Origin of the sequence: Ochrobactrum soli (genome assembly GCF_003664555.1) — a bacterium.
Taxonomy (GTDB): Bacteria; Pseudomonadota; Alphaproteobacteria; order Rhizobiales; family Rhizobiaceae; genus Brucella; species Brucella teleogrylli.
Genome location: NZ_RCHH01000002.1, coordinates 398,186 through 420,092, shown reverse-complemented (window position 1 = coordinate 420,092; position 21,907 = coordinate 398,186). Strand labels below are relative to the sequence as shown.

The window sequence follows — 21,907 nt, the reverse complement described above, 5'->3', positions numbered from 1 at the left end:
AAATTCATGAGCGAGCTCAAGGTCAGAACCCGCGAGACGGGAGCGGTTGCCGCAATGCCGGATGGCCGGTTGCCGGTGATCACCACGCCGACGGGCGGCAAGGTCGAGCTTGTGACGAGCGTCAGCCAGCCGGGCTTCAACCCGCTTGATCTACTCTATGCATCAGTCGCCGCCTGCATGGCGCTGAGCGCGCGGATCGCTGCGGGCAAGCTTGGCCTGCGCGAAAAGCTGGGTGATGTCCGTGTCGAGGTCACAGGCGACAAGACGCATGAAAGCCCGTCGCGGATCGAGCGGTTCCATATTGCGTTTCACTTCGACGGCGATCTTTCAGCCGAAGAGAAACAACACATCGCCGAACTGGCTGAGGAAATCTGCACCGTCAGCAATACGTTGCGCAGCAATCCCGCCTTTGACCTGAAGGTCGAGTAGCAAAAAGCCCGGTCGGAACCGGGCTTTTCCTTGAGGTGGTTGGCTATCAGACCGCTTCGTCGTTCGCGGGCTTTTCCCAGAGGTTCACGCCGCCTTCGACCGCATATTTATCGATCTCTTTCAGCTCGTCTGCCGAGAAGGAGAGATTTTCCAGCGCCTTGACGTTTTCGACAATCTGCTCTGGCGAGCTGGCGCCGATCAGCGCCGAGGTCACGCGTGGATCGCGCAGCACCCAGGCCAGCGCCATCTGAGCGAGGCTCTGTCCGCGCTTCTTGGCGATTTCATTGAGACTGCGGGCGCGCTCGATATTGTCATCGCTCAGATGGACCGGACGCAGCGATTTATTGCCCGGCTGGTTGATGCGCGCATCCGCCGGAATGCCGTTGAGGTAGCGATTGGTCAGCAGACCCTGCGCCAGTGGCGTGAAGGCGATGACCCCTGCGCCGACATCGTCGGTGGCCGACAGAAGATCTTTTTCGATCCAGCGGTTGAACAGGTTGTAGGACGGCTGGTGGATCAAGAGCGGCACGTTGCGCGCAGCGAGGATTTTGGCGATTTCGCGTGTCTTGCCTGCAGAATAGGACGAGATGCCGACATAAAGCGCCTTGCCCTGTTCGACCGCGCTTGCAAGCGCGCCAGCCGTTTCTTCCAGCGGCGTATTGGCGTCAAAACGGTGTGAATAGAAAATATCCACATAGTCGAGGCCGAGGCGCGACAGGCTCTGGTCGAGGCTCGCAAGGATCGCCTTGCGCGAACCGCCGCCGCGCCCATAGGGGCCGGACCACATTTCCCAACCGGCCTTGCTGGAAATGATCAGTTCGTCGCGATAACGACCAAGATCGCTTTTCAGGATCTGGCCGAAATTGCGTTCTGCCGAGCCGGGAGGCGGGCCGTAATTATTGGCAAGATCGAAATGGGTGATGCCAAGATCGAAAGCCTTGAAAAGCATTGCCTTTTGACGGTCGAGCGGAATTCCGTCGCCGAAATTGTGCCAGAGGCCAAGCGAAATGGCAGGCAGGACGAGACCACTGCGCCCGACGCGGCGAAAGGTGGCGTTGTCGTAGCGATCGGAAGCGGCGAGATAGGACATGAAAAACCCTGTCGTGCATGAGGTGCGTTCGGTGCACCTTGTAGGAATTGTCGGAAGGAATCAGGTTTCTTTCCGGCGGCAAGTTAAGCTCAAACGAATTATAGGTCGAGGCCGTGGCGGATTTCTTTCAAAATCCGCACGACTCTTCTCCTTCGTCAGATCACGTTGCGGATGCGTTCCACCCCGAGCTTGATGACGCTTTCCATCGCGGCGCGGGCTTTTTGCGGATCGCGGGAGGCGATGGCGTGGGCAATGCGCAGATGATTGGCCGCACATTCGGCGATGCCTTCATGCGATGCAGCGGGAGAAGAGAGCTGGAAGGACACGGCGAGCGCCGCCTCGATCAGCCCGCTGACCGAGCGCATGAACGGATTTCCTGACATGCGGGCGACCGCGAGGTGAAACTCCAGATCGACCTTGGCGATCGTTTCCGGCGTGTGCTGCGGATTGTCGAACTTGGCGGCGAGCGCATAGAGTTCCACGATTTCGTCGCTGGTGGCACGCTCGGCTGCGGCTGCGGCTGCAGCGGGTTCGAGCGCCATGCGCATTTCGGCCAGATGATCGACGAAGACCTCGTCGAAGCCGGCCTCGAAGCGCCATGTCAGGACATCGGGATCGAAGAAGTTCCAGCTGGCATGGCCCAGGACACGGGTGCCGACCTTGGCCTTGGGTTCGATCAGGCGTTTGGCGGCGAGCGTCTTCATCGCCTCGCGCAGGACCGTGCGGGAAACGCCGAAGCGCAGCGACAATTCGTTGTCGCCGGGCAGGATCGAACCTTCGGGAATGGTGCCCGCGACGATGCCGCGCCCGAGTTCCCCCACGACGACAGCGTGGCTGTTATGCCGCTTGCGTCCGGTTATGGCCGTTTCCAGCAATCCCAATTCAGGCCTCCTTCATGCGTTGACGCGCCAGTCTTAAGTCGGAGAACCACAGGAGTCCTCGTTGCAGAGCGATGAACAGGAACAGCAATATACCGATTGCGATTTTCGTCCACCAGGAAGACAGCGTGCCGTCGAAAACAATATAGGTCTGTATCAGCCCCTGTATCAGAATGCCGACAAATGTTCCCGCAACCAGTCCCGCGCCGCCGGTCAGAAGCGTTCCGCCGATGACCACCGATGCGATGGCATCCAGTTCCACGCCCACCGTCGCCAGCGAATAGCCGGACGAGGTATAGAGCGTATAGACGATACCGGCGAGGCCGGAAAGCACGCCCGACATGGTATAGATGCCGATGGTCGTGCGACCGATGGGAACGCCCATCAGTTCCGCCGATTGCTGATTGCCGCCAAGTGCATAGATGTTTGCACCAAAGCGCGTGCGATGGGCAATAATGCTGCCGACGATGAACACGGCCAGCATAAGCATGGCGATGAACGTCAGCCTGCCGCCGCCCGGCAGCCGGAAATAAAGCCCCTGCAACGTGTCGATGAAGGGGTGTGAGATCGGCACCGATTCCGTCGAGATCAGGAAGGCCGCGCCGCGCGCGAGGAACATGCCGGCCAGCGTCGCGACGAAAGGCGGAATGCCGAGATAATGGATCATCATGCCCATCCACGCGCCAAAAAGCGCGGCGATGGCGAGAACAAGCGCGAATGCGAGCAGAGGATGCACGCCGAGTTTACCCACGAGAACCGCGACGAAAACGCTGGTGAAGGCGATGACCGAGCCGACCGAAAGATCAATGCCGCCGGAAATGATCACGAAGGTCATGCCGACCGCGGCAATGCCGAGAAAGGCATTGTCGGTCAGGAGATTGCCGATCACCCGTGTCGACAGCATGTTCGGGAATTGCACTGCGCAGATCGCATAGGCGATCAGGAAAATCGCCACAGTGGTCAGAAAGGGCAGGTTGCGAAGAATTCTCATTGTCCTGCTCCTTGATGAGTGTGTCGGGTGCCGTTGACGGCGGCGCCCTTGCGCTGCGAGCGCAGGAAGCCGATCAGGTTGACGATGGCCGCCGACTGGAAGGTGAGCACCACGATGATGATGCCAGCCTTGATGATGAGGTTGAATTCCGGCGGAAAGCCCGCCATCAGAATGCCGGTATTGATCGACTGGATGATCAGTGCGCCGAGCAGCGAGGCGGTGATCGAAAAGCGTCCGCCATTGAGCGATGTGCCGCCGATGACGACCGCCAGAATGGCGTCGAGTTCAAGCCACAGACCGGCATTGTTGGCGTCCGCGCCACGAATGTCGGCGGTGGCGATCAGGCCTGCCAGGGCTGCGCCAACGCCGGAAACGGCATAGACGCTGAACAGCAGGAACCGCGCCTTGACGCCCGCCAGCATAGCGGCGCGCCGATTGATACCGGTTGCCTCGATCAGGAAACCGAGCGCGCTGGAGCGCACCGCAATGCCGACGACCAGCCCGGCCAAAAGCCAGATCAGCACCGGAATGGGTATGCCGAGAAACGAGCCGGAGCCGAGCGCGGCGAAGGCGTCATTGTTGAAGGTGAGGATGGCGCCTTCGGTGATAAGCTGGGCGATGCCGCGCCCCGCCACCATCAGGATCAAGGTGGCGATGATCGGCTGGATATCGAAGACGGCGACCAGAAAGCCGTTCCACAGCCCACACAACAGGCCGACACCGAGTGCTGCGGGAATGACGACAGCCAGCGGATAGCCCGCAACGATCAGCGATGCGGCGAAAGCGCCGCTGATCGCCATGACGGCGCCGACCGAAAGGTCGATGCCGCGAGTGGCGATCACCAGCGTCATGCCGACGGCCAGAATGGCGACCGGTGCTGCGCGCACCAGAATGTCGATCAGGCTGCCATAGAGGCGACCGTTCTGGAACGAAATGTCGAGAAAGCCGGGCGAGATGACGGTGTTTGCGGCAAGAATCAGAATGAGGGCTGCGAGCTGCGGCGCCAGTCTTTTGAATTTTCTGGATATGCGGGCAATCATGCTGCAGCTTCCTTCTGGCTTGCAGAAGCAGTTTTCGGACCGGTCTCCGCAATGGCGCGCACGATATTGTCGGCGGTGATTTCTTCACCGTGCAATTCGGCGACATGGCGACGGTCCGACAGAACCACCACGCGATTGGCGACGGCGGCCAGTTCCTCGAATTCGGATGAGATGATGACGAGCGCCATGCCTTGTCCGCAGAGTTCGCCGATGAGTTTCAGGATTTCGGCATGCGCCCCGATGTCAATGCCGCGTGTCGGTTCATCGAGAATCAGCAGGCGGGGATCGGTGGCGAGCCAGCGCGCCAGAATGGCCTTTTGCTGGTTGCCGCCGGATAGAAACTTGATCGGCTTGTGCGGATCGGGCGGACGGATATCGAGCGCCTTGATGTAGCGGTCCGCGAGCGCGGCTTTTTCGCGCGAGGACAGCGGCTTCGACCAGCCGCGTTTGCCTTGCACGGCAAGCGCGATATTTTCCGCCACCGAAAAATCGCCGATGATGCCATCGGTCTTGCGCTCTTCCGGACAGAAGGCGAAGCGCTCTGAAATGGCGGCAACGGGCGAGGGCAGCTTGATCTCCTTGCCATCGACGGTGAGCTGGCCGCTATCGGCTTCATCAACGCCGAACATGAGAAGCGCGGTCTCGGTGCGGCCCGAACCGAGCAAGCCTGCAATGCCCACAGCTTCGCCGGGCTTGATGGCGAGATCGAATGGCGCAACGCTGCCTTTCTTGCCGTAGCCTGCAAAGCGGATCGGCGCGACCGTGTCGTCGCTGACCTCCTCGGTCAGCTGACGGCGCACGGTTTCCTGCAACTGGTGGCCGAGCATCATGGAAATGAGATCGGTGCGCGGCAGTTCCGACAGGTTGCGGCTGCCGACCAGACGGCCATTGCGCAGTACGGTGGCGCAATCGGCAATCGCATAGACCTGATCCAGAAAATGCGTGATGACGATGATGCCGAGTCCTTCGGCCTTCAACTGGCGCAGAACCGTGAACAGCATTTCGACTTCGCGCGCATCAAGGCTGGCGGTCGGCTCGTCAAGGACAAGCACTTTGCCCGACAGATCGACGGCGCGCGCAATCGCGATGATCTGGCGTATGGCCACGGAATAGGCCGACAGCGGCGCGCTGACGTCGATGTCGAGACCATAACGCGCGAGGAGCGCCGTTGTGTCCTTTTCCATGCGCCGACGATCCACGAAGCCGAAGCGGCGCGGCTGGCGACCGAGAAAGACATTTTCGGCGACGGTGAGGTTTTCCAGCAGGTTTACCTCTTGATAGACGGTGCCGATGCCGAGCGTCTGCGCTTCCGCTACGGAGGCAGGCGCAATGGGCTGGCCGTCAAGCAGGATCGACCCGTCAAAGCCATGATAGGCGCCGGTCAATATCTTGATGAGGGTGGATTTGCCCGCACCGTTTTCACCAAGCAAGGCATGGATTTCGCCGCGTTTGAGCGCGAAATCGACATGGTCAAGTGCGGTGACGCCCAGAAAGGATTTGGTGATCGAGCGAGCTTCGAGAAGCGGTATAACCGACGCCGGTTGAGCGCCTGTTTCGGGGCGAGCCATGGCAGTCTTCCGTTTGCGAATTGCAACGATACCCTTCGCCAAAACGGGCCGAAGGGAAACCGGGCCGCCGAAAGCTGGCGGCCCGAATGACACGAAGATTAGTAGCCGAGGCCCTTCTTGGCTTCGTATACGGCCTTCGGATCGTCAGCCTGTGTGTAGAGCTTGGATTCCGTCTGGATCCACTTCGGCGGAACGGTGCCCTTATCCTTGAACGCCTCGATGGCGTCGAAAGCCGGACCGGCCATGTTCGGCGTGAGTTCCACGGTGGCATTGGCTTCGCCATTGGCCATGGCCTGGAAGATATCCGGCACGGAATCGATCGACACGATCTTGATGTCGGTGCCCGGCTTCAGACCGGCTTCCTTGATGGCCTGAATGGCGCCGACGGCCATGTCGTCATTATGGGCATAGACTGCGCAGATATTCTTGCCGCCGCCTTCAGCCTTGATGAAGCTTTCCATGACTTCCTTGCCCTTGGTGCGGGTGAAGTCACCGGTCTGCGAACGGGAAATCTTGATGTTGTCGTGACCCTTGATCGCTTCCTCAAAGCCCTTCTTGCGGTTGATCGCAGGCGACGAACCGGTCGTGCCCTGAAGTTCGACCACATTGCAGGACTTGTCGCCGATATCCTTCACCAGCCAGTCACCGGCAACCTTGCCTTCATGGACCTGATCGGAGGTCACGGCGGTGAGATAGAGATCTTCCGGCGAATCAATCTGGCGGTCGAGCAGGACGACAGGAATTTCAGCTTCCTTGGCTTCCTTGAGGACCGCGTCCCAGCCGGTGGAGACGACCGGGGCGATCAGGATCGCATCGACGCCCTGTGCGATGAAGCCGCGCACGGCCTTGATCTGGTTTTCCTGCTTCTGCTGGGCATCGGCGAATTTCAGCGTATAGCCGCGCTTTTCAGCTTCCTGCTTGGTCAGGGCGGTTTCTGCGGCGCGCCAGCCCGATTCCGAACCGATCTGCGAGAAACCGACAGTCAGCGATGCGGCGGATGCGCTTGAAATCAGTGCGAGCGAAAATGCGGCTGACAGAGCCGCGAGACTGCGTTTCATAATATTTCCTCCCAATAAGGCCCTCCCGGCCTTGAGGGATATGAAGCATATAATATTACTTTATGGCAAGCACCTTTGAAGAAAATTGCGCGATAATCGCCTGCGACAAACAGGCATTTTGATTATTAGAATATTAAAATCAATGAGTTGAATCTTGTGGAGGGTGTTGAAGACTGCAAGCCTGTGTATGTGGGGTCTTCGCTTGCTTGACAAAGGCGGCCTTGGCAAAATAGTCATATTAATAAGGTGAGCCGTCGCAAGGCATGAAAGTGTTTTCAAACGGCCGGTATGGAGTTTCCGCGATTCGTCGCGGTCTGGGAGGTTTAATGTTACGTCTGGTACAGTTCCGCGATGCGGGCGGTGAAACGCGTGTGGCTGCATGCGGTGATGAGGGTGCGGCCCATATCGTCAAAGGCGCTTCGACGACCTATGAACTGGCCTGGGCGGCAATTGGCGCGGGAATCAGCCTTGCAGAGCAGGTGGAGCGCAATGGCAAGGGCGAAGCCGTCGATATCGACGCCGCTCTGGCTGCGGGCCGCGTGGGCCTGCCGATCACCCATTCCGATCCAGCACATCTGATCGTTGCAGGCACGGGCCTCACGCATCTTGGTTCTGCTGATGGTCGCGACAAGATGCACAAGGCTGCGCAGGCTGCCGAAAAGCCGACCGATTCGATGCGCATGTTCCTGATGGGCGTCGAGGGCGGCAAGCCGAAGTCCGGTCAGACGGGCGTGCAGCCGGAATGGTTCTACAAGGGTGACGGTTCTGCGCTCGTCGCCACCGGTGGCGAACTGGTTTCGCCTTCCTTCGCGGAAGATGGTGGCGAAGAGCCGGAACTGGCGGGCATTTATCTGATAGGCCCGAATGGTCAGCCGCATCGTATCGGCTTCTGCCTTGCCAATGAATTTTCCGACCATGTGACCGAAAAGCAGAATTATCTCTGGCTTGCCCATTCCAAGCTGCGTCAGGCATCGCTTGGACCGGAGCTTTATGTGGGCGCACTGCCGGATCATGTCGAAGGCGTTTCGCGCATTCGCCGCGGCAATGACGTGATCTTCGAAAAGCCGTTCCTGTCCGGCGAAGCGAACATGTCGCACACAATAGCCAATCTTGAACATCACCATTTCAAATATGAGCTGTTCCGCCGCCCGGGCGATATTCACGTGCATTTCTTCGGCACGGCGACCCTGTCCTTCTCGGAAGGCGTGAAGACGCAGACCGGCGACCAGTTCGAAATTTCCGCCAAGCCGTTCCGTTATCCGCTGGTCAACAAGCTGGCTCAGGCGACGGCCAAAGACGTTGCCGTGAAAGCGCTTTGAACATGGCTATCCAATCCAACATCGCCTTAGCAATCGTCGGTCTCGGCAAGATCGCGCGCGACCAGCATCTGCCGTCCATCGAGGCGGTGGATGGTATCGCGCTTGCCGCTGTCGCCAGCCGCAATGCCGGACTGGATAGCGTGCCGTCGTTCAACGATATCGAGCAGTTGCTGGCATCCGACGTGGCCATCGATGCCGTGTCGTTGTGCACGCCGCCGCAGGGTCGCTTCGCCCAAGCCTATGCCGCTTTGAAAGCGCGCAAGCATGTGATGCTGGAAAAGCCGCCCGGCGCGACCATTTCCGAGGTGCAGGCGCTGGACCGTCTGGCCAAGGCGGAAGGGTTGTCGCTTTACACCACCTGGCATTCGCGCGAGGCGGCTGCGGTGGAACCGGCCCGCGAGTTTCTCAAAGATGCCGTGATCCGTTCGGTTGCCGTTGCGTGGAAGGAAGACGTGCGCCATTGGCATCCCGGCCAGCAATGGATCTGGGAGCCGGGCGGGCTCGGTGTATTCGATCCGGGCATCAATGCGCTGTCCATCGTGACGCATATTCTGCCGGAACGCTTTTTCCTCACGCAGTCGGACCTCTATTTCCCGGAAAATCGCGCCGCGCCGATAGCGGCTGACCTTCAGTTCCAGACGGAAAGCGGCATCCCGGTTTCGTTTGAGCTGGATTGGCGCCAGACTGGCCCGCAGACCTGGGATATTCGCGTCGAAACCGACAAGGGTACGCTTCAGCTCAGCCATGGCGGCAGTCGCCTGACTATTGCTGGCGATGAAAAAATGGCTGAGCCGGACCGCGAATATCAGCGCCTTTACAAGCATTTTGTGCAATTGATCGGTGAGGGGCGTTCGGATGTCGATCTCGCTCCCCTGACTCATGTGGCCGATGCGTTCCTGTTCGGAAAGCGCCACGCGGTCGAAGCATTTGTAGATTAGGAAACGGGGTCGTTCGCGGCCTCTTACCCAGCAGGACAAAGACATGAACAAGCCCGTCACTCCGAAAACGCCAAAGTTCCGCTCGCGTGCATGGTTCGACAATCCGGACAATGTCGATATGACGGCGCTCTATCTTGAGCGCTACATGAATTATGGCTTGAGCCAGGAAGAATTGCAGTCGGGCCGCCCGATCATCGGCATCGCGCAGACGGGTTCGGACCTGTCGCCCTGCAACCGTCACCATCTGGAACTGGCCAACCGCGTCCGCGAAGGCGTGCGTGAGGCGGGCGGCATCGTCATCGAATTCCCGGTGCATCCGATTCAGGAAACCGGCAAGCGTCCGACCGCCGGTCTCGATCGCAACCTTGCCTATCTCGGCCTCGTGGAAGTGCTTTACGGCTATCCGCTCGACGGCGTCGTTCTGACAATTGGCTGCGACAAGACCACGCCTGCCTGTCTTATGGCTGCGGCGACGGTCAATATTCCGGCGATTGCGCTTTCGGTCGGCCCGATGCTGAACGGATGGTTCCGTGGCGAGCGCACCGGTTCGGGCACCATCGTCTGGAAGGCGCGCGAATTGCTGGCCAAGGGCGAGATCGATTATCAGGGCTTTGTGAAGCTGGTTGCGTCCTCGGCCCCCTCCACCGGCTATTGCAACACGATGGGCACGGCCACGACCATGAACTCTCTGGCCGAAGCGCTCGGCATGCAGCTTCCGGGTTCCGCCGCCATTCCGGCACCTTACCGCGACCGGCAGGAAGTGGCCTATCTGACGGGCCGCCGTATCGTCGAAATGGTCTATGAAGACCTCAAGCCGTCGGATGTTCTGACCAAGGATGCGTTTGTGAACGCGATCCGCGTGAATTCCGCCATTGGCGGTTCGACCAATGCGCCGATCCATCTGAACGCACTCGCCCGCCATGTCGGCGTTGAGCTGACCGTGGACGACTGGCAGAAATATGGCGAGGAAATTCCGCTTCTGGTCAATCTCCAGCCAGCCGGTGAATATCTCGGTGAAGATTATTACCATGCCGGTGGTGTGCCAGCAGTCGTCAACCAGCTGATGGGGCAGGGCCTCATCAACGAGGATGCGCTGACCGTCAACGGCAAGACCATCGGTGAAAACTGCAAGAACGCCACCATTGAAGACAGCAATGTCATCAAGACCTATGACCAGCCGCTGAAGAAACATGCCGGTTTCCGCGTGCTGCGCGGCAATCTGTTCTCGTCTGCGATCATGAAGCTCAGCGTTATTTCGGACGAATTCCGCAATCGCTACCTTTCCGACAGCAAGGACCCGAATGCCTTTGAAGGCAAGGCGGTCGTTTTCGACGGACCGGAGGATTATCATCATCGCATCGACGATCCGTCACTGGAAATCGACGAGCATACGGTTTTGTTCATGCGCGGCGCTGGCCCGATCGGCTATCCGGGCGCTGCGGAAGTCGTCAATATGCGCGCACCGGATTACCTCTTGAAGAAGGGTATCAGCTCGCTGCCATGCATCGGCGACGGTCGCCAGTCGGGTACGTCGGGTTCGCCGTCGATCCTCAATGCTTCGCCGGAAGCGGCGGCTGGCGGCGGTCTGGCCATCTTGCGCACCGGCGACCGCGTGCGCATCGATCTCGGTCGCGGTACGGCGGATATCCTGATCTCGGATGAGGAACTGGCCGAACGCCGCAAGGCTCTGGAAGCCGCTGGCGGCTACAAATATCCGGAAAGCCAGACGCCTTGGCAGGAAATCCAGCGTGCCGTCGTCGGCCAGATGGAAACGGGCGCGGTTCTGGAAAACGCGATCAAGTATCAGGACATCGCGCATACGCGTGGCCTGCCGCGCGACAACCACTAAGGCTTGTTCGGATGGCTCTCGATAAAAAGCCGTTTGCAGCCGTCGCCGACTGGGGCACAACCCGGTTGCGGCTCTGGACGCTGGATGCGGACGGTGCCGTGCTGGGCGAAAGCCGCGGCGATGACGGTCTGCTGCGGGCGAAGGAAGCCGGTTTCGAGCCAACGCTTGAACGGCATCTGGCTACGCTCAGTGCGCCCGACGATCTGCCTGTGGTGATCTGCGGCATGGCCGGATCGCGCACCGGCTGGATCGAAGCGCCCTATATGAGCCTGCCTGCCGGGCTGGACGGCATCGTCAGGGCTGCGGTGCGCGTGCCTGCGCGCCGTCATGTCATCATGCTGCCGGGCGTTGCGCGGCGGGATGAGGCGGCGCCGGACGTGATGCGCGGCGAGGAAACAAAACTGCTCGGCCTCGTGCATCGCGGCACGCGTGATGCGGTGGTCGTCATGCCCGGCACCCACGCCAAATGGGTGCGGATCGCCGATGGTGGTCTTGCCGATTACCGGACTTTCATGACGGGCGAATTGTTCGCGCTTTTGAAAGACAAGTCGGTGCTGGCCGGGGCGCTGGAAGGTGCAGGCGCGGTTGACCCGCACGGCGCGGCTTTCGCGGCAGGTGTGAAGGCCTCGCTCGAAACGCCTGAACTGATCGCCAATGCGCTGTTTTCGGTTCGCGCGGGCTGGCTTGTGCATGACCGCAAGCCGACCGACCAGCTGGCGCGGCTTTCCGGCCTGTTGATCGGGCTGGAAGTTGCAGGCGGACGCACGCTTTATGGCAAGCCGCAGCAGGTGCTGCTTTTGTCCGATGGCATGATGGGTGCGCTTTATGCCAGCGCGCTTGACATTGCCGGGCTGGCCGTCAAGCGCATCGAGGCGGACGAACTGGTGCGCGACGGTCTGTTCATGGCGGCAAGACACGCTTTTGCGGGAGTTTTACAATGAGCGCGCGTGTTGCATGGCCAAAGCTGCGCTATCCGCTGGTCGCGATCCTGCGCGGCATTCGTACCGAAGAAACCGAAGCAATCGTCGAAGCGCTGATTGAGACGGGTTTTGAAGCCATCGAAATCCCGCTCAATTCGCCGGACCCGTTCGTGTCGATTGGCAAGGCTGCAAAGCTTGCACCGGCCAATGTGCTGATCGGTGCGGGCACTGTGTTGAGCGTCGAGGATGTGGACCGGCTGCACGATGTTGGCGGCAGGCTGATGGTCAGCCCCAATGTCGAGCCGGACGTCATTCGCCGCGCAAGCGGCCATGGCATGGTGACGATGCCGGGCGTGTTCACACCGACGGAAGCCTTTTCGGCAATCCGCGCAGGCGCATCGGCACTGAAATTTTTCCCGGCCAGCGTGCTGGGCGCAGATGGGATCAAGGCGGTTTCCGCCGTCTTGCCGAAGGATGTTCCGCTTGGCGCTGTGGGCGGCGTTTCGGAAAGCGATTTCGCAACCTATGTCGCGGCTGGCGTGAGCTGCTTCGGCCTTGGATCGAGCCTTTACAAGGCTGGTTTCACCGTGGCCGATGTGCGCGAGCGCGCCCGGCGCGCTGTGGCTGCATGGGAGGCAGTTGCGGGCTGAAGGAGGCGCGCAATTTGTTAGGGTTTAGGCATTTTTGAAGAGGGGTTAAACCCTTGTTCAGAAATGGACTTGGAGGCATTCCGCAATCTGCAGGCCAACAATTTGGGCGGGGCGCGGGAGTTTGGGAGAACGGCAGGTTTCGAGGCGAAGCCTGTCCCAATTTTTGGGAGTGTAACAATGGCAGGTATGAAAACTCTAACCCTGGCAGTCGCGATGGCCGCGCTTGCCTTCACGGGCATGGCCCGCGCCGAAGACAAGGGTCTTGTGGCGGTTGCCATGCCAACGAAGTCGTCGGCGCGCTGGATCGCCGATGGCGACAACATGGTCAAGGTTCTGAAGGAACGCGGTTATCAGACCGACCTTCAATATGCTGAAGATGATGTGCCGAACCAGCTGGCGCAGATCGAAAACATGGTGACCAAGGGCGCCAAGGTTCTCGTCGTTGCGTCCATCGACGGCACCACGCTGTCCGACGTGCTGGCCAAGGCGCACGACGCAGGCATCAAGGTTATCGCCTATGACCGTCTGATCCGTGACACGCCGAATGTCGATTACTATGCGACCTTCGACAATTTCCAGGTCGGCGTGTTGCAGGCACAGTCGATTGAAAAGGCACTCGACCTGAAGAACAAGCCGGGCCCGTTCAATATCGAACTCTTCGGCGGCTCGCCTGACGATAACAATGCCTACTTCTTCTACAATGGCGCAATGTCCGTGTTCCAGCCTTACATCGACAGCGGCAAGGTTGTGGTCGCCAGCGGCCAGACCGGCATGGACAAGGTTGCAACGCTGCGCTGGGACGGCGCAACGGCTCAGGCCCGTATGGACTCCATCCTGTCCGCTTTCTATTCGGACAAGCGCGTCGATGCAGTTCTGTCGCCTTATGACGGCATCTCCATCGGCATCCTGTCGTCGCTGAAGGGCGTCGGCTATGGCAGCGGCGACATGCCGATGCCGATCGTTTCCGGTCAGGACGCCGAAGTGCCTTCGGTCAAGTCGATCCTCGCCGGTGAACAGACCGCGACGATCTTCAAGGACACCCGCGAACTGGCCAAGGTCACGGTCGATATGGTCGATGCGCTGATGAGCGGCAAGGAACCGGAAGTCAACGACACCAAGACCTATAACAATGGCGTCAAGGTTGTCCCGGCCTACCTGCTCAAGCCGGTGATCGTCGACAAGTCGAACTGGAAAGAAGTCCTGATCGACAGCGGTTACTACAAGGAAGACCAGATCAAGTAATCTGGTCCTGACAGGGCGTGTCGGCGTGCCGTCCAGCACGCCCGACACCGCCCCTTGCATATGCGCGGTTTCGGGCCGAAAATCCGGTAGTTTTCCGGCTTCGTCCGAAACAGCATCGAATTTCTGTAATGCCATTGCCTCAATCCCAGGCTTACCTCAGTTTTGAACTGGGGTAGGCTGCTAGATTGACAGCGTTGTCTTTTTTAGGCTGTGCTTTGAAAGAAGGCTTTCGCCTGTGCGCAATGGCATTCGGAAAACCTGCGGCATCGCGTGAAGCAACCGGAACGGTTCTTCGGATGGGCAGGTTCAACAGGGTTTGGAGCGTCGTGGTCAGCACCCGGAGGGATGCGGGGCGCTCTATCGGGAGTGAGCGATGAATGTAGCCAATCCTGTCCCGCTTGAGGAGCAGGGCGGCCAGCTGAATGCGGCTGGCAAACCTATTCTTGAAATGCGCGGCATCAGCAAATCCTTCGGGGTCGTGAAGGCGTTGAGCGACGTCAATTTCACGGTCATGCCGGGGGAGATTCACGCATTTGTCGGCGAAAACGGCGCGGGCAAATCCACACTCATGAAGGTGCTGTCGGGCGTTTATCCGCATGGCAGCTATGAAGGCTCGATTTTCTTCGACGGGGAAGAACGACAGTTTCGCGACATCAACGATTCCGAAGCGCTCGGCATTGTCATCATCCATCAGGAACTGGCGCTGATCCCACTGATGTCGATTGCGGAAAATATTTTTCTGGTCAATCCACCGGCCAGCCATGGCGTCATCGACCGCAGTGCGGTGCATATGCGCACGCGGGAACTTTTGAAAAAGGTTGGCTTGTCGGAATCGCCCGACACGCTGATCACCGATATCGGCGTCGGCAAGCAGCAGCTGGTGGAAATCGCCAAGGCGCTGTCGAAGCGCGTACGCTTGCTGATCCTCGACGAGCCGACGGCCAGCCTGAACGAGACGGACAGTGCAGCGCTTCTGACGCTCCTGAAAGAGTTTCGCGCGCAAGGCATCACGTCGATCCTGATTTCGCACAAGCTCAATGAAATTCGCGAAGTCGCCGACAAGATCACCGTGCTGCGCGACGGCAAAGCCGTGGCGACGCTCGATTGTCATGCAGGCGAGGTCGAGGAAGACGATATCATCCGCAAGATGGTCGATCGTGATCTGGAAAGTCGCTATCCGAAGCGCGAGCCGAAGATCGGCGATGTGATTATGGAGGTCGACAACTGGTCGGTCTATCATCCGCTGCATCCGGAGCGCCATTCGGTCAAGAACGTGTCGTTCCAGGTCAAGGCGGGCGAAATCGTCGGCATTGCAGGCCTGATGGGCGCGGGCCGCACCGAATTCGCCATGAGCCTGTTCGGGCGCTCCTGGGGCACGAATATCACCGGCGAGGCCCGCATCAATGGCAAGGCTGCGGATATTTCCACGGTGGCGCGGGCGATCAAGTCCGGGCTTGCCTATGTGACCGAGGATCGCAAGAAGCTCGGCCTCGTACTGGGCGAAAACATTTCGCGCAACATATCGCTGGCTAATCTGCGCGGTGTCAGCCCGAAGGGCGTCATCGACGATATTCGCGAAATGAAGGTTGCCGGTGATTATCGCAATCAGATGAGCATCCGCAGCCACAACGTCTTTCAGCAGACGGGCACGCTTTCCGGCGGCAACCAGCAGAAGGTGGTGCTGTCGAAATGGCTGTTCACCGGGCCGGATGTGCTCATCCTCGACGAACCGACGCGCGGCATCGATGTCGGCGCGAAATACGACATTTACACCATCATCAATTCACTGGCGGAGAGCGGCAAGGGCGTGGTCGTCATTTCTTCGGAAATGCCGGAACTGATCGGCATCTGCGACCGCATCGTCGTCATGCATGAAGGCGCTTTCGTCGGCGAAGTCGCCGGCGAGGAAGCCACGCAGGAAAACATCATGCGCGCCATCATGCGGAACAAGGGAAAACGGCAATGAGCGAGACTATCATCGGAAGCAACCAGACCAGTAGTGTGGGGCGTTATCTCAAGAACAATCTGCGCGAATCCGGGATGCTGCTCTCGCTCGTCGCGATCATGATCTTCTTCCAGATCGTCACCGGCGGCGTGCTGATGAAGCCGCTGAACCTGACCAATCTGGTGTTGCAGAACAGCTATATCGTCATCATGGCGCTCGGCATGCTGCTCATCATCGTGACCGGCCATATCGACCTGTCGGTCGGTTCGGTGTGCGGTTTCATCGGCGCGCTGGCCGCGGTGATGATGGTGAAATGGGGCGTGCCTTTCCCGATTGCCGCCATTCTCTGCCTGCTGGTCGGTGGGCTGATCGGCGCGTTGCAGGGTTTCTGGGTCGCCTATTTCAACATACCGTCCTTCATCGTCACACTGGCGGGCATGCTGGTGTTCAAGGGCCTGATGCTGGCCGTGCTCGGCGGCCAGTCGGTCGGTCCGTTCCCGGTCGTGTTCCAGAAACTTTCCTCGGGCTTCATTCCTGAAATCATCGGCACCACCGCGGGCGGCGTCTATCTCACCTCGCTGATCATCGGCGTGCTTCTGGCCGGTTTCATGATCTGGCAGAATGCCAAGTCCCGTGCGCGCCATATCGCCCATGAGGTGGAAACGGAGCCGTTCAGCCTGTTCGTCATCAAGAACATCCTGTTCTTCGCAGCGATTGCCTATCTGTCGCTCTTGATCTCCATGCATCGCGGCCTGCCGAACGTGCTGATCATCATGGCGGTGCTGATTGCAGCCTATGCGTTCCTCACCAACCGCACGGTGATCGGTCGCCAAATCTATGCGGTCGGCGGCAACCGCCATGCGGCCAAGCTCTCCGGTGTGAAGACCGAACGGCTGACCTTCCTTGCCTTCGTCAATATGGGCGTGCTGGCGGCCCTAGCCGGTCTGGTTTTCGCAGCGCGTCTCAATACGGCAACACCCAAGGCCGGTATCGGTTTCGAACTGGACGTGATCGCGGCCTGCTTCATCGGCGGCGCATCGGCCTATGGCGGTGTCGGTCGCGTGACGGGTGCGGTGATCGGCGCGCTGATCATGGGCGTGATGAACAACGGCATGTCGATCCTCGGCATCGGCATCGACTATCAGCAGGTCATCAAGGGGATCGTGCTGCTGGGTGCCGTCTGCATCGACGTCTACAACCAGAAGCGTTGATATTTCGGCTCTGGCGGCCTGCAAATGGCGTTGTTTTGCGCTTCCGGTGCTCACGTACCTTTAAGTACGCTGCGCGCCGGTTCTCAAACTCCACCATTTTCGGCTCGCCATAACCAAAATACGCCTGATGTTTCGCCTTTGCGGGGGCTGGCGAAGCTCGAAACCGCGCCGGAAGCAATTCCGGCGCGGTTTTGTTTTGAGCGCGACGCATGTCCCTCATCCTGAGGTGCGGAGCGAAGCGAAGCATCATCCTGAGCTTGTCGAAGGGTCGAAGCACGAGGGCAGGCGCTGTGGGTTTTCCCTCAGCCCTTCGATCCTTCGACAAGCTCAGGATGAGGAGGGAGGGAAAATGGGTGCGTCACAACTCAGATCGCGGTGCGGCGTGCGTGGTTGAGATAGATCTCGCGCAGGCGCTGGGCGACCGGGCCGGGCTTGCCGGTGCCGATAGTCTTCTCGTCGATCACGGTGATCGGCGTGACGAAAGTACCTGCGCTGGTGAGAAAAGCTTCCTTGGCCGCATAGGCTTCATCGATGGTGAAGAGGCGCTCTTCCAGCTTCATGCCGGTCTCGGCGATCAGTTGCAGCAGCGACAGGCGCGTGCAGCCGGGCAGGATGGCATTGCTGTTGGGGCGTGTGACGACGACATCATCCTCGGTCACGATATAGGCGGTGGACGATGCGCCTTCGGTGACATAGCCGTCCTCGATCATCCAGGCTTCGTCGCAACCGGCATTTTTGGCGATTTCCTTGGCGAGCGCTTGCGGCAGCAGGCACACCGTCTTGATATCGCGGCGCTTCCAGCGCAGGTCGCCCAGCGAGAGTACGCGCGCGCCGGTTTTCAGCGCAGGCTTGTCGAGCAGGTTCGCTGCCTGCGTGAACAGGACCACCGACGGTTTCAGGTCCTTGCCCGGCACGAAATCGCGGTCGCGACCATCGCCACGGGTGATCTGGAGATAGACCATGCCTTCGGTCAGACTGTTGCGGCGCACCAGTTCGCGCTCGATGGCGACGATTTCGTCTTCGCTCAACGGCATCGGAATGCCGATTTCGCCGGTGGAGCGGCGCAGGCGCGTCATATGCGGGCCGCTGTCAATCAGCTTGCCCTCCAGCACGGCGGTCACTTCATAAATGCCGTCGCCGAAGAGAAAACCCCGGTCGAAGATGGAAATGCGGGCATCGCGCGCGGCAACATAGTCACCGTTGACGTAGACAATACGGTTCTCGAGGTCTTCTGCTGAAACGGCCATTTGGGTTTGTCCTGAAAAGAAAGGGCCGCGACGGATGTCGCAGCCCTTTCATAGAGCATTTCCAGCAAAAGTGCGAAGCGGTTTTGCGTAGGATAATGCGTGAAAACAAATGGATAGAGCAGTTCCGACGTTTCCGTAAAATAGAAACGGCTCTATCCACCCGATATTCTCAAGAAACCGTTATTTTCAGGCAGCCTGTCTCGCTGCTTCAATGGCTTCGCTGCGGATTTCTTCCGTCAGTTTCAGGCGCAGTTCGGAAAATTCCGGGCTTGCCTTGATGTGGTAGGAACGCGGATGCGCGATATCGACCGGCGTGATCGATTTGATCTTGCCCGGCCGCGCCGTCATCGTGACCACGCGCGTGGCCATGAAGATCGCCTCTTCAATATCGTGGGTGACGAAGAGCACTGTCTTCTGCTCGCGTTCCCAGATGCCGAGCAGCAATTCCTGCATCAGACCGCGCGTCTGGTTGTCGAGTGCGCCAAACGGCTCGTCGAGCAACAGGATTTTCGGATCATTGGCCAACGCGCGGGCAATGGCTGTGCGCTGCTGCATGCCGCCCGAAAGCTGTTTCGGCCAGTGATTTTCAAAGCCGCGCAGCCCCACCTTGTCGATATAGCTATCGACGATTTCGCGGGCCTCCTTTTCCGGCGTACCCTTTTCGCGCAGGCCGAAGCCGACATTCTGGCGGATGGTGAGCCATGGAAACAGCGTATAGGACTGGAACACCATGCCGCGATCAGCACCCGGTCCGGTAACTGGCTTGCCTTCCAGCGTCACCGTGCCCGTCGTCGGCTTGTCGAGACCGGCGATGATGCGCAGAAGCGTTGACTTGCCGCAGCCCGAAGGGCCGAGAATGGTGACGAAGTCGTTCTTCGGAATGATGAGATCGGTTGCCTGTAGCGCCAGCGTCGGCTTACCGCCGTGCACGCCGGGGAAGGTACGGCTGACGCCCTTAACAACCAGTTTCTGATCGGTCTTGGGAGCCATTACGCGAACCTCCATGCAAAGAGCCAGCGGTTGAAATATTTGAAGGCAAGGTCGGAAATCAGGCCGATCACACCGATGACGATGATGCCGAAAATGATCTGGCCGGTGGCCATCAGCGCCTGACTGTTGATGATCATATAACCGATGCCCGACGATGCGCCGATGAGTTCGGCGACGATCACATAGGTCCACGCCCAGCCGAGCACGAGGCGCAGCGTTTCGGCAATGTCCGGAGCGCTGGCAGGCATAAGCACGCGGCGGATGATGCCGCTGTTCGATGCGCCAAGCGTATAGGCGGCCTCGACCAGATCGCGGCGGGTATTGGCGACGGTGACCGCGATCATGAGGATGATCTGGAACACCGCGCCGATGAAGATGACAAGCAGCTTTTGCGTTTCGCCGATGCCGGACCACAGGATCAAGAGCGGCACGAAAGCTGAAGCCGGCAGATAGCGCGCAAAGGAGACGAAAGGCTCCAGCAGCGCTTCGATGGGCTTATAGGCGCCCATGGCGACACCGAGCGGGATGGCCACGATGCTTGCAAGCACGAAGCCGCCCAGCACGCGCCAGACCGTCATGCCGATATCGGACAGGAAGCCCTGATTGGCAATGAGGTCATAGCCGTCTTTCATCATGGTGATGGGATCGGCGAGGAAGGTTGAGGAGACGAAGCCGCCAAGCGTGGCGATGCCCCAGAACACAAAAAATAGAATGAAAAACAGGATGCCCAGTAAGATCCGGGTCGTGTTGCCTATCGGCTGCAAAGGCTGCATGACATTGTCCGTTCAGTCGCGCGCCCGTCTTCACAGGAAGACGGAAGGGGAGAGGTCGGTCCGGGCGTCGCCGCCCGGAACTGTTGCAGAAACCGATCTTACTTGATGAAGCTCGTATCCACGATGTCATCGAGGTTCGGCTTCGACTTGATCACGCCAGCCTGCAACAGCAGATCAGCCGCTTCGGCGGAGAATGCCTTGAAATCGCCTTCGAAGAACTTGTGATTGGCGGCCTTGTCCTGCCAGCGCAGATATTCGGCAGAAGCACCGAATTCCTTGCCCGACTGCTTCACGTCCTTGCCCATGATTTCATAGGCCTTGTCCTTGTCGGCAGCGATCAGCTCCAGCGCTTCGAAATAGCTGTCGGCAAGCGCCTTGGCAGCTTCCGGGTTCTTTTCGAGGAAGGCAGGCGTGCAGCCAACCGTATCCGTCACAGCCGGATAGTCGAGCGTGGTGGCGAGAATCTTGCCCTTGTCGGGCGCAGCGCGCACGGTCGAGAGATAAGGTTCATAGGTCATGGCGGCGTCATTCTGGCCAGCCACGAATGCCTGTGCTGCCGGTCCCGGCTCCATGTTGACGACCTTCACATCCTTGGTGGTCATGCCGTTTTTGGCGAGCATGAAGGCCAGCAGGAAGTAAGGCGAGGTGCCCGGTGCGGAAGCGGCAATGGTCTTGCCCTTCAGATCGGCGAAGGAATTGACGTCGGCGCGCACGGCAATGCCGTCGGCACCGTAGGACTTGTCCATCTGAAAAATCTGCTTGGACTTCACGCCAGCCGCGTTCCAGACAATCCAGGTTTCAACGGTGGTGGCGGCGCACTGAATGTCACCCGATGCCAGCGCCAGATGGCGGCTTGCCTGCGGAATCTTGTTCAGCGTGACGTCCAGTCCGTGCTTCTTGAAAATGCCCGCTTCCTTGGCGAGCGTCAGCGGGCCAAAACCCGTCCAGCCCGAAAAGCCGATGGAAACGGCAGTCTCGGCCTGAGCGGCGGAAGCAAAAGCGAATGCTGCCAGTGCAACACCTGCAAACCACGATTTCTTCATGAATAGTACCCCTTTTATGTGATTATAAGCCTATACATATCGATCCGAGCAAATTAGCAGGACCGTCCTTCCTGTCCAGAGATGCCGACAAAGATTTCTTTGCGGGCATTTCTGTTGGAAATTATTTAAATCCCTGATCCGATTGCAATAATCGTAATCAGGAACAGGTCTCCCTTACCCTTTATTTCGATAGCGCTCGCCGCAAGACCGTCTAGGACCACCGCATCATGGGAACCCAGATGCGTGAGCCCGGTATCGGACTTGAGTGCAAATTCTCCTTCTGCACAGAAAATAAGCAGCGTTTCGCCCTTGGCCCTGGTTTCCAACGTCGCCGCAGCTTCGTTGCCGGTGATGCGGCGGACGTGATGTGTATAGCGGCCACGCCGGGTCATGACATTGAGGTCGGTGATGACCGAGCCGATCAGCTGCGCCGACGACTGGCTGTCGGCAGCAAAGGCAAAGGGTTCGCTTTCGCGGGTGAGGGTGCTTTTGTGGCCTTCGACATCAAGCACAATGCCGTCGCCCTCGAGCACCGACAAGCTGCGGTCGATGCCGGGAAAGAGGGAAAACGGACCGTCATTTGCGACGCTCGCCATGGAGACGCGCCAGTCGAAATCATCGACGGACGCCCCTTGCGGGTGGATCGCGATCTCGACCGTCACGCCGCCGCCATTTTTCCACGGCATGCGGCGATGATTTTCAGCTTTTAGAAGAGCGACGGCCATT

Annotated in this window: 20 protein-coding genes; 9 read left to right on the top strand and 11 right to left on the bottom strand. The window is 59.3% G+C overall.

The window, feature by feature from the left end:
• Positions 1–6 precede the first annotated feature (6 nt).
• A complete protein-coding gene (locus D8666_RS05395; protein WP_109369600.1) occupies positions 7–429 on the top strand; it encodes an OsmC family protein in 423 nt (140 codons plus the stop codon).
• Positions 430–475: 46 nt separating this feature from the next.
• Here D8666_RS05395 and mgrA read toward each other — a convergent pair whose 3' ends face one another.
• The 6 genes from mgrA to ytfQ form a co-directional block, all read right to left on the bottom strand.
• Positions 476–1,519: an L-glyceraldehyde 3-phosphate reductase gene (mgrA, locus tag D8666_RS05390; protein ID WP_109369599.1), complete on the bottom strand. Its 1,044-nt coding sequence runs from the start codon at positions 1,517–1,519 to the stop codon at positions 476–478.
• A gap of 155 nt (positions 1,520–1,674) precedes the next feature.
• Positions 1,675–2,400, bottom strand: coding sequence for a FadR/GntR family transcriptional regulator (locus D8666_RS05385; protein ID WP_109369598.1), 726 nt, complete (start codon positions 2,398–2,400; stop codon positions 1,675–1,677).
• A 1-nt stretch (position 2,401) separates the two neighbouring features.
• A complete protein-coding gene (gene yjfF / locus D8666_RS05380) occupies positions 2,402–3,388 on the bottom strand; it encodes a galactofuranose ABC transporter, permease protein YjfF (protein ID WP_109369597.1) in 987 nt (328 codons plus the stop codon).
• The gene (locus tag D8666_RS05375) at positions 3,385–4,428 is read right to left on the bottom strand and encodes an ABC transporter permease (protein ID WP_109369596.1); all 1,044 of its coding nucleotides are present in this window, start codon (positions 4,426–4,428) and stop codon (positions 3,385–3,387) included. Before D8666_RS05375 ends, yjfF begins: the two co-directional genes overlap by 4 nt.
• Entirely contained in the window at positions 4,425–5,996 is a 1,572-nt protein-coding gene (locus D8666_RS05370; RefSeq protein ID WP_109369595.1) for a sugar ABC transporter ATP-binding protein, read from the bottom strand. Before D8666_RS05370 ends, D8666_RS05375 begins: the two co-directional genes overlap by 4 nt.
• Before the next feature lie 98 nt (positions 5,997–6,094).
• Positions 6,095–7,054: a galactofuranose ABC transporter, galactofuranose-binding protein YtfQ gene (gene ytfQ, locus D8666_RS05365; protein ID WP_109369594.1), complete on the bottom strand. Its 960-nt coding sequence runs from the start codon at positions 7,052–7,054 to the stop codon at positions 6,095–6,097.
• Positions 7,055–7,380: 326 nt separating this feature from the next.
• On the opposite strand from ytfQ, the gene araD1 reads away from it, so the two are divergent.
• The 8 genes from araD1 (at position 7,381) to mmsB (ending at position 17,128) form a co-directional block, all read left to right on the top strand.
• Entirely contained in the window at positions 7,381–8,373 is a 993-nt protein-coding gene (gene araD1, locus D8666_RS05360) for an AraD1 family protein (protein WP_109369593.1), read from the top strand.
• 2 nt (positions 8,374–8,375) lie between these two features.
• Positions 8,376–9,311, top strand: coding sequence for a Gfo/Idh/MocA family protein (locus D8666_RS05355; protein WP_109369592.1), 936 nt, complete (start codon positions 8,376–8,378; stop codon positions 9,309–9,311).
• 43 nt (positions 9,312–9,354) lie between these two features.
• Positions 9,355–11,160, top strand: a complete 1,806-nt coding sequence (locus D8666_RS05350; RefSeq protein ID WP_121536612.1) for an IlvD/Edd family dehydratase — start codon at positions 9,355–9,357, stop codon at positions 11,158–11,160.
• Between the two features lie 11 nt (positions 11,161–11,171).
• On the top strand, positions 11,172–12,101 hold the full coding sequence (locus D8666_RS05345; protein ID WP_121536610.1) for a 2-dehydro-3-deoxygalactonokinase: 930 nt from the start codon (positions 11,172–11,174) through the stop codon (positions 12,099–12,101).
• Positions 12,098–12,730 (top strand): 2-dehydro-3-deoxy-6-phosphogalactonate aldolase, encoded by a 633-nt coding sequence (locus D8666_RS05340; RefSeq protein ID WP_109369589.1) that lies wholly within the window; start codon positions 12,098–12,100, stop codon positions 12,728–12,730. Before D8666_RS05345 ends, D8666_RS05340 begins: the two co-directional genes overlap by 4 nt.
• Positions 12,731–12,907: 177 nt before the next feature.
• Entirely contained in the window at positions 12,908–13,972 is a 1,065-nt protein-coding gene (gene chvE / locus D8666_RS05335) for a multiple monosaccharide ABC transporter substrate-binding protein (RefSeq protein WP_109369588.1), read from the top strand.
• Positions 13,973–14,345: 373 nt separating this feature from the next.
• Positions 14,346–15,938 (top strand): multiple monosaccharide ABC transporter ATP-binding protein, encoded by a 1,593-nt coding sequence (mmsA, locus tag D8666_RS05330; protein ID WP_121536608.1) that lies wholly within the window; start codon positions 14,346–14,348, stop codon positions 15,936–15,938.
• Positions 15,935–17,128, top strand: a complete 1,194-nt coding sequence (gene mmsB / locus D8666_RS05325; RefSeq protein WP_109369586.1) for a multiple monosaccharide ABC transporter permease — start codon at positions 15,935–15,937, stop codon at positions 17,126–17,128. The genes mmsA and mmsB overlap by 4 nt, the downstream gene beginning before the upstream one ends.
• 365 nt (positions 17,129–17,493) lie before the next feature.
• On the opposite strand, the gene D8666_RS05320 is transcribed toward mmsB, so the two are convergent.
• The 5 genes from D8666_RS05320 to D8666_RS05300 all read right to left on the bottom strand — a co-directional run bounded on the left by D8666_RS05320 (position 17,494) and on the right by D8666_RS05300 (position 21,906).
• The gene (locus D8666_RS05320) at positions 17,494–18,375 is read right to left on the bottom strand and encodes a D-amino-acid transaminase (RefSeq protein WP_109369585.1); all 882 of its coding nucleotides are present in this window, start codon (positions 18,373–18,375) and stop codon (positions 17,494–17,496) included.
• Between the two features lie 186 nt (positions 18,376–18,561).
• Entirely contained in the window at positions 18,562–19,365 is an 804-nt protein-coding gene (locus D8666_RS05315) for an ABC transporter ATP-binding protein (protein ID WP_109369584.1), read from the bottom strand.
• Positions 19,365–20,138, bottom strand: a complete 774-nt coding sequence (locus tag D8666_RS05310) for an ABC transporter permease (RefSeq protein WP_109369583.1) — start codon at positions 20,136–20,138, stop codon at positions 19,365–19,367. Before D8666_RS05310 ends, D8666_RS05315 begins: the two co-directional genes overlap by 1 nt.
• A gap of 98 nt (positions 20,139–20,236) precedes the next feature.
• Positions 20,237–21,181 carry an ABC transporter substrate-binding protein gene (locus D8666_RS05305; RefSeq protein WP_109369582.1) on the bottom strand — a complete coding sequence of 315 codons (945 nt, stop codon included), beginning with the start codon at positions 21,179–21,181 and terminating at the stop codon, positions 20,237–20,239.
• Positions 21,182–21,306: 125 nt separating this feature from the next.
• On the bottom strand, positions 21,307–21,906 hold the full coding sequence (locus D8666_RS05300; protein WP_109369581.1) for a HutD/Ves family protein: 600 nt from the start codon (positions 21,904–21,906) through the stop codon (positions 21,307–21,309).
• Between the last annotated feature and the right edge of the window lies 1 nt (position 21,907).